At 67.7% G+C, this 12,365-nt stretch carries 10 protein-coding genes and 1 tRNA gene; 7 read left to right on the plus strand and 4 right to left on the minus strand.

What is annotated here, in order from left to right; all coding sequences use genetic code 11:
- Window positions 1–156 precede the first annotated feature (156 nt).
- Entirely contained in the window at window positions 157–1,521 is a 1,365-nt protein-coding gene (glmU, locus tag AC3WLE_RS25420; protein ID WP_492356938.1) for a bifunctional UDP-N-acetylglucosamine diphosphorylase/glucosamine-1-phosphate N-acetyltransferase GlmU, read from the plus strand.
- Window positions 1,522–1,639: 118 nt separating this feature from the next.
- A complete protein-coding gene (gene glmS / locus AC3WLE_RS25425) occupies window positions 1,640–3,478 on the plus strand; it encodes a glutamine--fructose-6-phosphate transaminase (isomerizing) (RefSeq protein ID WP_492321194.1) in 1,839 nt (612 codons plus the stop codon).
- 77 nt (window positions 3,479–3,555) lie between these two features.
- Here glmS and AC3WLE_RS25430 read toward each other — a convergent pair whose 3' ends face one another.
- Window positions 3,556–4,191 carry a TetR/AcrR family transcriptional regulator gene (locus AC3WLE_RS25430; protein ID WP_492321213.1) on the minus strand — a complete coding sequence of 212 codons (636 nt, stop codon included), beginning with the start codon at window positions 4,189–4,191 and terminating at the stop codon, window positions 3,556–3,558.
- A 186-nt stretch (window positions 4,192–4,377) separates the two neighbouring features.
- Between AC3WLE_RS25430 and AC3WLE_RS25435 the strand changes: the two genes are divergently transcribed.
- Window positions 4,378–5,700 carry an MFS transporter gene (locus AC3WLE_RS25435; protein ID WP_492356937.1) on the plus strand — a complete coding sequence of 441 codons (1,323 nt, stop codon included), beginning with the start codon at window positions 4,378–4,380 and terminating at the stop codon, window positions 5,698–5,700.
- Window positions 5,701–5,729: 29 nt separating this feature from the next.
- Here AC3WLE_RS25435 and AC3WLE_RS25440 read toward each other — a convergent pair whose 3' ends face one another.
- Window positions 5,730–6,671 (minus strand): LysR family transcriptional regulator, encoded by a 942-nt coding sequence (locus AC3WLE_RS25440; protein WP_492352510.1) that lies wholly within the window; start codon window positions 6,669–6,671, stop codon window positions 5,730–5,732.
- Window positions 6,672–6,777: 106 nt separating this feature from the next.
- Between AC3WLE_RS25440 and AC3WLE_RS25445 the strand changes: the two genes are divergently transcribed.
- The 4 genes from AC3WLE_RS25445 to AC3WLE_RS25460 all read left to right on the plus strand — a co-directional run bounded on the left by AC3WLE_RS25445 (window position 6,778) and on the right by AC3WLE_RS25460 (window position 9,454).
- Window positions 6,778–7,770, plus strand: coding sequence for a Bug family tripartite tricarboxylate transporter substrate binding protein (locus tag AC3WLE_RS25445; RefSeq protein ID WP_492321216.1), 993 nt, complete (start codon window positions 6,778–6,780; stop codon window positions 7,768–7,770).
- Between the two features lie 294 nt (window positions 7,771–8,064).
- Window positions 8,065–8,532, plus strand: a complete 468-nt coding sequence (bfr, locus tag AC3WLE_RS25450) for a bacterioferritin (RefSeq protein ID WP_035820638.1) — start codon at window positions 8,065–8,067, stop codon at window positions 8,530–8,532.
- 86 nt (window positions 8,533–8,618) lie between these two features.
- Window positions 8,619–8,693 (plus strand) — tRNA-Cys (locus AC3WLE_RS25455).
- A gap of 317 nt (window positions 8,694–9,010) precedes the next feature.
- Window positions 9,011–9,454, plus strand: coding sequence for a GNAT family N-acetyltransferase (locus tag AC3WLE_RS25460; RefSeq protein ID WP_492321217.1), 444 nt, complete (start codon window positions 9,011–9,013; stop codon window positions 9,452–9,454).
- A gap of 24 nt (window positions 9,455–9,478) precedes the next feature.
- Here AC3WLE_RS25460 and dmeF read toward each other — a convergent pair whose 3' ends face one another.
- Both dmeF and AC3WLE_RS25470 read right to left on the minus strand, forming a co-directional pair.
- On the minus strand, window positions 9,479–10,462 hold the full coding sequence (dmeF, locus tag AC3WLE_RS25465; protein ID WP_492356936.1) for a CDF family Co(II)/Ni(II) efflux transporter DmeF: 984 nt from the start codon (window positions 10,460–10,462) through the stop codon (window positions 9,479–9,481).
- 381 nt (window positions 10,463–10,843) lie between these two features.
- A complete protein-coding gene (locus AC3WLE_RS25470) occupies window positions 10,844–12,304 on the minus strand; it encodes an aminotransferase-like domain-containing protein (RefSeq protein ID WP_492321219.1) in 1,461 nt (486 codons plus the stop codon).
- Window positions 12,305–12,365 lie beyond the last annotated feature (61 nt).

Here is a 12,365-nt window from a genome sequence, read left to right on the forward strand (position 1 = left end):
CGCCCAGATGACTGCCAGCCAAGTCCTGGCAAGGGTTTGCGGGATTATGCGCAGGCCTGGCCGCAGATTTTCGCCAAGCCCGGCGGCGCAGTCCGCCAAACACCCGGCTGGCGTTTTCAAGAATATTTTCGGACACACTCACTTAGGGGTCTCCTTGTGAATATCGTCATTCTCGCCGCGGGCATGGGCAAGCGGATGTATTCCGATTTGCCCAAGGTACTGCACCCGGTCGCCGGACGGCCCATGCTCGCGCATGTCCTGGACACGGCACGTGCGCTGTCGCCGTCGCGGCTGGTGGTCGTGGTCGGCCACGGTGCCGCGCGCGTGCGCGAGGCCGTTGCCGCCGACGATATCGCCTTTGCCGAACAGCCCCAGCAGCTTGGCACGGGCCATGCGGTGATGCAGGCACTTCCCTTGTTGGACGACAGCCAGCCCACGTTGGTTCTGTATGGTGACGTGCCGCTCACCAGCGCTGCCACGCTCCAGGCACTTGTGGCCGAGGCCGGCACGCAGCGCTTGGGCGTGCTGACCGTGGAAATGCCCGATCCGACCGGCTATGGCCGCATCGTGCGCGATGCCGCGGGCAGCATCGTCCGCATCGTCGAACAGAAGGACGCCAGCGAGGCCGAGAAGGCAATCCGCGAGATCAATACCGGCATTATCGTGTGCCCCACCGGCCACCTGCGCAAGTGGCTGTCGACGCTGCGCAACGACAATGCCCAGGGCGAGTACTACCTGACCGACACGGTCGAGCGCGCCGTGGCCGATGGCGTGGAGACTGTCTCGGCCCAGCCGGCGGCGATCTGGGAGACGCTCGGCGTCAACAGCAAGCTGCAGCTGGCCGAGGTCGAGCGCATCCACCAGGGCAACCAGGCCCGGCGCCTGCTGGAAGCCGGCGTGACGCTGCTGGATCCGGCCCGCATCGACGTGCGCGGCGAACTGAGCTGCGGGCGCGACGTCACTATCGACGTCGGCTGCGTATTCGAAGGGCGCGTGCACCTGGAAGACGGGGTGCGCATCGGCGCCCATTGCGTGATCCGCAACAGCACCGTCGGGGCCGGCGCCCAGGTGCACCCGTTCTGCCATATCGACGAGACCAGGGTTGGCCCCGCCGGGCGCATCGGGCCGTACGCGCGGCTGCGCCCCGGCACCGAGCTGGGCGAGGACGTGCATATCGGCAACTTTGTCGAGGTCAAGAATGCCCAGGTGGCCGCGCACAGCAAGGCCAACCATCTGGCTTATGTGGGCGATGCCACGGTGGGGTCGCGCGTCAATATTGGCGCGGGTACCATCACCTGCAACTATGACGGCGTGAACAAGCACCGCACCGTGATCGAGGACGATGTCTTTATCGGCTCCGACACCCAGCTGGTGGCCCCGGTGACGGTGCGCCGCGGCGCCACGCTGGGCGCCGGCACCACGCTGACCAAGGAGGCGCCCGCCGACAAGCTGACGCTGTCGCGGGCCAAGCAGCTGACCATCGACGCCTGGCAGCGGCCGGTCAAGCAACCGAAGAAGTAAGCGTCAGAGGGCCGCCCGCGGGCGGCCAGGGCACGCGCCGCCTCGGCGAGGCGGCGCCACAGGATTCATACCGGCGCCTGAGGTCTACGGGCAGGGCGCCAGCAAACGGGGGTTCAGCATGTGTGGCATCGTCGGCGCGGTTTCCACGCGCAATATCGTTCCGGTCCTGATCGAAGGGCTGCGCCGCCTGGAGTATCGCGGCTATGACTCGTGCGGCGTCGCCGTCGTGCGCGACGATGCGGTCGAGCGTGCGCGCACCGTGTCGCGCGTGGCCGACCTGGAGGCGCAGACGCAGGCTTCCGGCCTGTCCGGCTTCACCGGCGTGGCGCATACGCGCTGGGCCACGCATGGCAAGCCCGATACCGTCAACGCGCACCCGCACCTGTCGGGCGAGACCATCGCGCTGGTGCACAACGGCATCATCGAGAACTACGAGCCGTTGCGCGAAGAACTGCGCGCGGTCGGCTACGGCTTTGAATCGCAGACCGATACCGAGGTGGTTGCCCACCTGATCCACCAGGCCTACACCTACCCCAGCAGTGCCACGCGCGGCGACCTGTTTGCCTCGGTGCGCGCGGTGACCAAGCGCCTGCACGGCGCCTACGCCATCGCCGTGTTCGCCAAGGACCAGCCCGGCCGCGTGGTCGGCGCGCGCGCCGGTTCGCCGCTGGTGGTGGCGCTGGGCGAGAACGAGGCCTTCCTGGCCTCCGACGCGCTGGCCGTGGCCGGCACCGCCAACCGCATCATCTACCTGGAAGAGGGCGATGTGGTCGAGCTCACGCTGGACGGCGTGACCATCCACGACATCGACGACCACCCGGTCGAGCGCGAGGCGCGCGTGGTCGAAGCGCACGCCGCGTCGGTGGAGCTGGGCCCGTACCGCCACTTCATGCAAAAGGAGATCTTCGAGCAGCCGCGCGCGCTGGGCGACACGCTGGAAGGCATTGAAAGCATTGCGCCGGAGCTGTTCGGCAGCGGCGCCGCCGAGGTCTTTGCCGGCATCGACAGCGTGCTGATCCTGGCCTGCGGCACCAGCTACTACTCCGGCTGCACCGCCAAATACTGGCTGGAGAGCATTGCCAGGATCCCGACCCAGGTCGAGGTCGCCAGCGAATACCGCTACCGCGAGACCGTGCCCAATCCGCGCGCGCTGGTGGTGGTGATCTCGCAGTCCGGCGAGACCGCCGACACCATGGCCGCGCTGCGCCATGCGCGCGCGCTTGGCCACGTGCACACGCTGGCGGTCTGCAATGTGGCCACCAGCGCCATGGTGCGCGAGACCGAGCTGCGCTTCCTGACGCGCGCCGGCACCGAGATCGGCGTGGCCTCGACCAAGGCCTTCACCACGCAGCTGGCCGCGCTCTACATGCTGACGCTGGCGCTGGCCAAGGTGCGCGGCCTGCTGACCGAAGACGCCGAGGCCAAGGCCCTGACCAACCTGCGCCACCTGCCCGCCGCGCTGCATGGCGTGCTGGCGCTGGAGCCGCAGATCATCGCCTGGTCGGAAGACTTCGCGCGCCGCGAGAACGCATTGTTCCTCGGCCGCGGACTGCATTACCCGATCGCCCTGGAAGGCGCGCTCAAGCTCAAGGAAATCTCCTATATCCATGCCGAGGCCTACCCGGCGGGCGAGCTCAAGCACGGCCCGCTGGCACTGGTCACCGAAGCCATGCCGGTGGTCACCGTCGCCCCCAACGACGCACTGCTCGAAAAGCTCAAGTCCAACATCCAGGAAGTGCGCGCCCGCGGTGGCCGCCTGTACGTGTTTGCCGACAGCGACACGCAGATCCAGTCGTCCGACGGCATCCAGGTGATCCGCCTGCCCGAGCACTACGGCGATCTCTCGCCGATCCTGCACGTGGTGCCGCTGCAGCTGCTGGCTTATCACACGGCCTGCGCGCGTGGCACCGACGTGGACAAGCCGCGTAACCTGGCGAAGTCGGTCACGGTGGAGTAAGACGAGGAAAGCCCCGCCGCGCTTTGCTGGAAGAACAAAGAGGCCCCGCGGGGCCTCTTTGCATTGGCGGCGCCTGGCTATGCCACGTACAGCAGGAACGCTCGCGCCATCTCCATATCCAGCCGCCGGTCCGACAGCGCAAAGGTGCTGTCGCGGTTGATCAGCGCGTACAGCAGGGTGCCGGCCAGCGCCTGGTGCGCAAAGCGGATGCGCAGTTCCAGTTCCGGCGAGGCGCCCGCCGGGTGCAGCCGTGCCAGGCGCGAAGCCAGGTCGTCCATGTACTGCCGGTTGAGCTGCCGGATCGGATCCTCGCCGCTGGTGACGCGGGCAACCAGCGAGGCACGCAGCACTCCAGCATTGCGGTAAGCCCAGAGGCGGCTGTCGCGCGCCAGCATGCACACGGCGTCTTCCAGCGTCGGCGGGTGTGTGTCGAGTTGCGCAAGGCGCTCTGCCATGGCCTTGCGCAGCGTGGTCAGCACCAGGACCTGCAGCGCCTTGAAATAGCTCTCCTTGCCTTCGAAGCGGCTGTAGAACGCGCCGGTCGTGACGCCTGCGTGCGCGCAGATCTCGTGGATCGAGACCTGTTCCAGCGTGCGCTCGCGCAGCAGCCGGCGGCCGGCTTCCAGCAGCAGCAGCGTGGTGCGCAGGCCGCGCGAATAGCGCGGTGCGGCATAGCCGGCGTGGCCCTCCAGCCCGGTCAGCTTGTTTTCCATGACGACCCTTTCTCCCCGCGGGGCGTGGCCTGGGCCCGCCCCGTCATGTCCGCGTTTTTACGGATGTCGTGAACTGTATCAGGCCAACATACTGGCTCAAAAACGTAATCAATATTACGAATTGAGCGGCGCCAAGCCTATCGGGTGCCGCCCGGAGATCGATAAGTGCCCTCCCGGAGACCTCGCATGACCATGTCCTACCAGCCGCGCCGCGCGTGGCTGACCGCAGTGCTGTTGTTCTTCTTCCTGGTGGTCAACGCCATGGACAAGATGGTGGTGGGCCTGCTGGCCGCGCCGATGATGGATGAACTGGGGCTGACGCCGGCGCAGTTCGGCCTGGTCGGCAGCAGCTTCTTCTGGCTGTTCGCGGTGTCCGGCGTGCTGGGCGGCTTTCTTGCCAACCGCACGCCGACCTCGCGGCTGCTGGTCTGCATGGCGCTGGCATGGTCGCTGTGCCAGATCCCGCTGGCGCTGTCGTCCAGCCTGGCGGTGCTGATCGTCTCGCGCATCCTGCTGGGTTTCATGGAAGGGCCGGCTGCGCCAGTGGCGATCCACGCCTGCTACAAGTGGTTTCCGGACCGCCGGCGCAACCTGCCCGTGGCGGTGCTGACGCAGGGGGCCGGGATCGGCATCGTGCTGGCGGGCTTCCTGATCCCGGCGGTTGCCATGCATTGGGGCTGGCGTGCCAACTTCTACGTGCTGGCGGCGCTGGGCGTGCTGTGGGCCGTGGCCTGGCTGGCGCTCGGGCGCGAAGGCACGCTCGACGAGCGCCCGGCGGGGCACGCTGCGCCCCACGCCTGCGTGGCCGCCAGCGCGCCGCTGCGCCTGCCGTACCGGGTATTGCTGAGCGATCCCACGGTGCTGGGCTGCTTCGCGCTGCGGCTGGCGGCGTACTGGGGCCTGGCGCTGTGCCTGACCTGGATCCCGGCCTACCTGCAGAGCGGGCTGGGCTTCGACCACGCCGTCAGCGGCAAGCTGTTCGCGATGATCATCGGCACCAACCTGCCGTTGACGCTGGCCATTGCCTGGTTCTCTGAGCGGCTGCTGGCGCGCGGCGTGTCGTCGCGGGTGGCGCGCGGGCGGGTCTCGGCCGGCATGCTGCTGCTGGCAGGCGGATTCTTCCTGTTGCTGCTGTGGCCGGACACCACGCCGGTCATGCGGGTGGGCCTGCTGGTAGTGGCCTGCGTGTGCGCGCCGGCGATCTATTCGCTGGGCCCGGCGATGCTGGCTGAGGTGGTGCCGGCGGGGCAGCGCGGTGCGATCCTCGCCATCGATGCGTCGGTGTCGTCGCTGGCCGGCGTGCTGGCGCCGCTGGTCACGGGCGTGCTGGTGCAGAACGTCCCTGGGGCACACGGTTTCGAGCTGGGCCTGGCCGTCTGCGGCGCGATCATGGTGGTGGCGGCGCTGGCGGGCCTGTACGTGGTCAACCCTGAGCGCTCGCGCCGCCGGCTGGCCGCGCACCTGCCGTCGCGTGCCGAAGCGGGGCAGCCCGCGGTGGCAGCTGGCTGAATCCCCAACGCCCGGGCTATGACCCGGGCCTACCGCCCGGCATCGCCGCCGGCTTGCGCCACCGCTTCATGCACCAGCGCCGCGAAGACGCGCATGGCCGGCGACGGTGAGCGCCCGGCCAGCGACACGATCCCATACTGCGCCCTCAGCTCGGTTGGCGAGTGCATCGGCAGGGCCACGGCCATGCCTTGCGCGCAGGCCTCGGCCATCATCGCCACGGGTACCAGCGCCACGGCATCGACGGCCAGCAGCAGCGAGCGCAGCGCGTGCATGTCGTTGCAGGTGACGGTCATCAGCCCGGGCGCGTCCTCGGAGACCGGACCGCTGCCACCGCTGGCTTCATGCAGTGCCTGCCGGAAGAAGCGCAGGATATGTGCCGGCAGCCGCGTCCCTGCCACCGGATAGGCGCGCAGCTCGGCCAGGCTGACTTCGCGCTGCCGCGCCAGCGGGTGCCCGCTGCGCACGAAGAATGCCGTTTCCAGCGCCGGCAGCCGGTCAATCTGCAGGTGCCCCAGTTCCGCCAGGCTGCGGCTTTCGCCGACAAAGACATCGAGGCGTTCCGCTTCGAGCGAACGCCGCATGGCCGGCGTGTCCGCGGTCTCCAGGTCGATGCGCAGATGCGGGTAGCGCCGCACCAATGTCTCGAGCACGGGATCGAGCAGGAACGATGCCGCGAACGGCCCGAAGCCCGCGCGGATCGTGCCGATCTCTACTTCCTCCAGCAGTTGCAGGTCGCGCCGCAACTCGCGCTGTTCGCGCAGCATGCGGCGCGCGCGCTCGAGCGCCAGCATGCCGGCGGCGGTTGGCCTCACCTTGCCGTAGCTGCGGTCGATCAGCGGCCCCAGGTCCGCTTCCAGCGCCTGGATGCTGCGGGTCAGCGCCGGCTGCGACAGGTGCAGGGCGCTGGCGGCACGGGCAAAACTGCCTTGCTCGACCAGCGTGACGAAGTGATGCAGCTGCCTTAGTCCCATGAATTAACCTTTTATGCATCAAAAACTGAAAAATATTGCATTGGACGTAATTTCTCAAGCCCGCTAACGTTGTCCTCCAAAACCATAAAGACGACCTGGAGACGACATGAACCGACGCGCATGGCTCGCGCTGGCCGCTGGCGGGCTGACTGGCGGGCTTTCGCTCAGCCTGGCCCTGCCCGCCGCCGCACAGGCCTATCCCGCCAAGCCGATCCGCATCGTGGTGCCTTATGTGGCCGGCGGCGGCACCGACACCATCGCCCGTGCCATGGGCGAAAAACTCAGCAAGCGCCTGGGCCAGCCCGTGGTGGTGGACAACAAGGCGGGCGCCTCGGGCATCATCGGCACCGACGCCGTGGCCAAGGCCGCGCCGGATGGCTACACGCTGTTGATGACCCTGACGCAGTCGGTGCTGACCAACCAGTTCCTGTACCAGAAACTGCCCTACGACCCGCGCAAGGACCTGACCATGATCAGCGTGCTGGCCGATGCGCAACTGGTGCTGGTGGCCCATCCGTCGGTGCCGGTGCGCACCGTGCGTGAACTGGGCGAGTACGCGCGCAGCCGGCCGGGCAAGCTCAGCTATGCCTCGTGGGGCGTGGGTTCGCTGTCGCACCTGAGCGGCGCCTACTACAGCAAGCTGGTGCATGGCCAGGCCACGCACGTGCCCTACAAGGGCGAGGCGCCGATGATGCAGGACCTGCTGGGCGGGCAGGTGCAGTTCGGCTTTGCCAGCATCCTGACCGCCAAGCCCTATATCCAGAGCGGCAAGCTCAAGGCACTGGCGGTGACCGGCACGCAGCGCAGCAGCGCGCTGCCTGACATGCCCACCTTCGCTGAGTCCGGCATGCAGGACAGCGCCTTCAAGACCGTCGGCTGGATCGGCCTGGTGGCGCCGGTGGGCATGCCCGCGCCGATTCTCGCCAGGCTTGAAGGCGAAGTGCGCGCCATCCTGCAGGCGCCCGACATGCAGGAGCGACTGGTCGCGCTGGGGCTGCGCACGGTGGGCAGCTCGCCGGCCGAGGCGCAGGCGCTGTATGCGCGCGACTGGCCGGTGCTGAAGACGCTGGTGGCGGATTCAGGCGCGAAGCTCGACTGATTTTCACGGCTGGCTCCCGACGGCGGGCGGCGCGGCAATTGCCGTGTGCGCCCGCTTTTCTGTTTGCACAATGCCGCGCGAAGCGCTTTTGAAAATCGAATGGAAACCATTGGTATTCGCATCCGCAATAGCGCGTGAAAACCCGGCGAAAATGCGGCGGCGAGGCCGAATTTGCTTGATGTCCGCTCTTGCCGGACTACCATGAAGTTCGCGGCGGGATAATCACTGCGGGGTTTTCGTGTTTACGAAAATGAGAGTAGGTCCATCAGTTTCGAGGGGTCGTTGGGGGCAGTCATGAAAAGCGACAAGAAGGTGATCCAGTTGCTCAATGGCCAGCTCCGGCATGAGTTGACCGCGATCAACCAGTATTTCCTGCATGCCCGCATGTACCGGCATTGGGGGCTCGGTGCCCTGGGCAAACACGAGTACGAGGAATCGATCGAGGAAATGAAGCACGCGGACAAGCTGATCGAGCGCATCCTGTTGCTCGATGGCCTGCCCAACCTGCAGGACCTGGACAAGCTGCTGGTCGGCGAGAACACCGAGGAGATGCTCGGTTGCGACCTGAAGCTCGAACAGGTGTCGCAGGCCAGCTGCAAGGAAGCGATCAAGTTTTTCGAGTCGGTCGGCGATTATGTCTCGCGCGAGATCGTGGTCGATATCCTCGCCGACACCGAGGAGCATATCGACTGGCTCGAGGCGCAGCTGGAACTGGTGAACAAGGTCGGGCTGCAGAACTACATCCAGTCCGCGATGGGTTAGGGGCCGGCCCCGTCTCCTGCAAAGATTTCCATTTCCCGCTACACTGCGGCCCGCAGCACGTAGCGTCGCACAGACGCGGCGTCAGCGGCGGGGTGGCAGAGTGGTGATGCAACGGCCTGCAAAGCCGTATACGACGGTTCGATTCCGTATCCCCGCCTCCAGTCTTTCCTTGCCTGGCACAAGTTGCCGGGCCGTCTTGTGCGCGCCCGCGCAATTCCCCGGTTTTCATGGGCTTGTCACAGTGACTCGTCTTGCACGGCAGCCATGCGGTGCTGCGCATAATTGGCGCGATGGCGCGGGCCGTTTCGGCCTCCCGTTTCCGTTACTTCCCCAATAGAACAACGCCACTGAATCGGGTAATGTTGCCTGACAGGCCACATGGCCTGCGTGCAACCCGTGCCGCCGGATGGCGGCACAACCATGTCCGGGCTTCCATGGTGTCCCCGTCGCGAGGTGATGTGAAAAAGAGAGGCTCCAGATGATCAAGGACTTGCGGATCCGCGCGGCCATGCCCTCGGACGCGCCAGCCGTGGGCAGCGTGCTGGAACGCTGCGGCCTGCCCGTGGACGATGTGGCCCGCTTGCTCGAGCACTTCCACGTTGCCATCCTTGGATCGCAGATCATTGGCTGCGCTGCCGGCGAGCGTTTCGGCGAGACCGTGGTGATCCGCAGCGTTGCCGTATTGCCGGAACACCGCGACCAGGGCGTGGCCACGCATGTGGTGCGCGCCGCGCTGATGCGCGCACGCGCCAATGGCGCGCGGCGCGCGGTGCTGCTGGCCTCGAGCTGCCCGAGCTATTTCGCGCGCTACGGTTTTACGCTGGTGCCGGCCGCGAAGCTGCCGGCCGAGGTCATGTCATCGAGCGAATTCCACCGCCATACCGATACGCCGCCGCTATGCATGTGGTGCGAGCTGGACTGAACCCGCATGCACCGATGGCACGCCTCAGTGTGCGCCCTCGCAGCGGCTGATCTCCACCGTCACGTGCACCAGTTCTTCATGCACGGATAGTGCCTCGCGCACGCGCTGCGGGGTCAGCGCCGGATCGTGCGTGACCAGGCAGGCGATGCAGGCAAACTGCTGCCGGCCCACGCGCCAGACATGCAGGTCGGTCACACTGGTGCGCTCCTCGCCGTTGGCATCGGCAGGGTCCAGGCCCGCCAGCACCTCGCGCACTTCTTCCACCACCGGATGGTCCATCTCGCGGTCCAGCAGCACGGCGCCGCTCTGGCGCAGCAGCCCGACGGCCCACCTGCCGACCAGCGCGGCGCCCACCAGACCCATCACCGGATCCAGCCACGCCCAGCCCAGCCACCAGCCGCCGGCCAGCGCGACAAGCGCCAGCACCGAGGTCGCGGCGTCGGCCAGCACATGCACGTAGGCGGCGCGCAGGTTGATGTCGTGGTGGTGGCCGTGGCCGTAATCATGGCCGTGGTGATGGTGGCCATGGTCGTGCCCGTGGTCGTGCCCGTGCGCATGGCCGCCCAGGATCAGCGCGCAGCCCAGGTTGACCAGCAGGCCGAGCGCGGTCACGGCCATGGCCTCGCGGTAGTGGATGTCCTGCGGGCTGAGCAGCCGCTCGACCGAGCCGGCCGCCATCAGCGCCGCGATGCCAAGCAGGAACACCGCGCTGGCAAAGCCGGCCAGCACCTCGATCTTCCACGTGCCGAAGGCAAAGCGCCGGTCGCCGGCGTAGCGGCGTGCGGCGGCGTAAGCGAAGGCCGACAAGCCGATGGCCAGCGCGTGCGAGCTCATGTGCCAGCCATCGGCCAGCAGCGCCATCGAGTTGAACCAAAGGCCGGCAGCGATCTCTACCACCATAGTGGCGGCGGTGATCGCCATCACCAGGCGTGTGCCGCGTTCGGCGGCGCGGTTGCCGGCGTCGAAAGCGTGGCTGTGGGTCCAGGCGGACAGGTCGTGGCTATGCATGGTCTGGTTCTGCTGCGCGCTTGAGAGCTGAAATCGTCACCCCGCGTGGGGCAATGCAGGCACAAGGGTAGCAGAGCCCCGGCGCTTCGGCGGCCGCGTCCCTGACGGCTGCAGGGACAGCTGGCGCGCACTTTGTGTGCTCCCTGCGGTACACAAATAGACCCTGGCTGTCAGCGGGGAATCCACGCCGTCCTTACATACATTCATGAATGGATGTATGATTCAACGAAAAATTCACACTGCCTTCACGACTTTGTTGTCCATTCCGAGATGAGCTATCGATTTATCGCTATCTGCCTGACCGCCTGGCTGGGACTCTGCGCTACCGCGGGCTGGCTGGTCGAGCGCCTCTGGAGCTGACCGCTCGATCCTGCGCGGGTGCTAAGCCGCGCGCGGTGCCTGCGCCAGACGGTCGAAGAACTGCCACAGCTGTGGCGCATCGCCGGTGGCCACATTGAAGCGGATCCACGGCGAATCGGTCTCGTCCGGCTCGAAATACGACCCTGGCGCCAGCCAGATGCCATGCTCCAGTGCCAGCGTGGCCAGGCGGTTGCCGTGCAGCGGCCCGCCGCGGCGGCTGGCCTGCAGCCGCGCCTGTGCCGCCTCGTTCAGGCGCGCCCAGGCGAACATCCCGCCCTCCGGGCGCAGCAGCACCTCCAGCCCGTGGGCTTCCATCTTTTCCGTCACGCGATCCTGCTGCGCGCGCAGCCGCTCGGCCAGCGCCGCCACGTGGCGGCCGTAGTGGCCGCTGGTCAGCACCGAGTAGACCAGCCGCTCGGTGACTTCCGACGAGGTCAGGCCGACCGCCATCTTGGTGCGCGCGAAGGCCTTGGCCAGGTCGGGGCTGGCGGCCAGATAGCCGACCCGCAGCGACGGCGTGATGGTCTTGGAAAAACCATTGATGTAGACCACCTGCGACAGCCCGTCCATGGCCGCCAGCATCGGCGAGCCGGCCGGCGCCAGCTCGCGGTAGATATCGTCCTCGACCACCAGCAGCCGGTGCTGCTCGGCCAGCTGCAGCACGCGGAAGGCGTTCATGCTGCTCAGGCTGGCGCCGGTCGGGTTCTGCAGCACGGTATTGATAAAGAGCGCGCGCGGGGCATGGGCGCGGATGGCATCGTCCAGCGCATCGGTATCCAGCCCCGCCGCAGAGCGCGGCACGCCCACCACGCGCAGTCCCGCCAGCCGCAGGATCTGCAGGAGGTTGCAGTAGCAGGGCGATTCCACCAGCACCGTATCGCCGGCACGCAGCAGCGTGCGCACCACCAGGTCCAGCGCCTGCGTCGCGCCCTGCGTCAGTACCACCTGCTGCGCCTGCAGCGGGATGCCGTACTGGCCCAGGCCGGCGGCGATATGCTCGCGCAGCGGTGCAAAGCCGTACGGATGGCCGTAGCCCGACAGCTGCGCCGCCGGCACGCGCGCCGAGGCGCGCATGGCCTGGTGCAGCCCTTCCTCATTGAGCCAGTCGCCGGGCAGCCAGCCGGCGCCGGCCTTGATCGGCACCGAGTGGTCGGCGAACACATCCGACAGCAGCCACGCCGCGTTCAGTCCCGGCGCCTCCCATTGCGGCGCGCGCGCGTGCCCGGCCGGGGCATGGCGATGCGCCACGGTATAGCCCGAGCCCGGGCGTGCCGCCAGGTAGCCCAGCGCGGTCAGCCGGCCGTAGGCCTCGGCCACGGTGAAGGTGCTGACGTGGTGGTGCTGCGCAAAGCGGCGCACCGAGGGCAGGGCGGTGCCGGCGCGCAGCGCGCGCTGCTCGACCAGTGCGGCGATGCCGGCGACGATCTGCTCGGTCAGGGTGTCGCCGTCGCGGCGGCTGCGGGTCAGGGTCAGGGTCAGCATCAGGCACTCGGGCAAGCGTGAACCTGTACAGTTTAGCGGTTGGAGGCAGGCCAGGATGCGG

Source organism: Cupriavidus sp. FW306-1B-F12B (assembly GCF_058781795.1).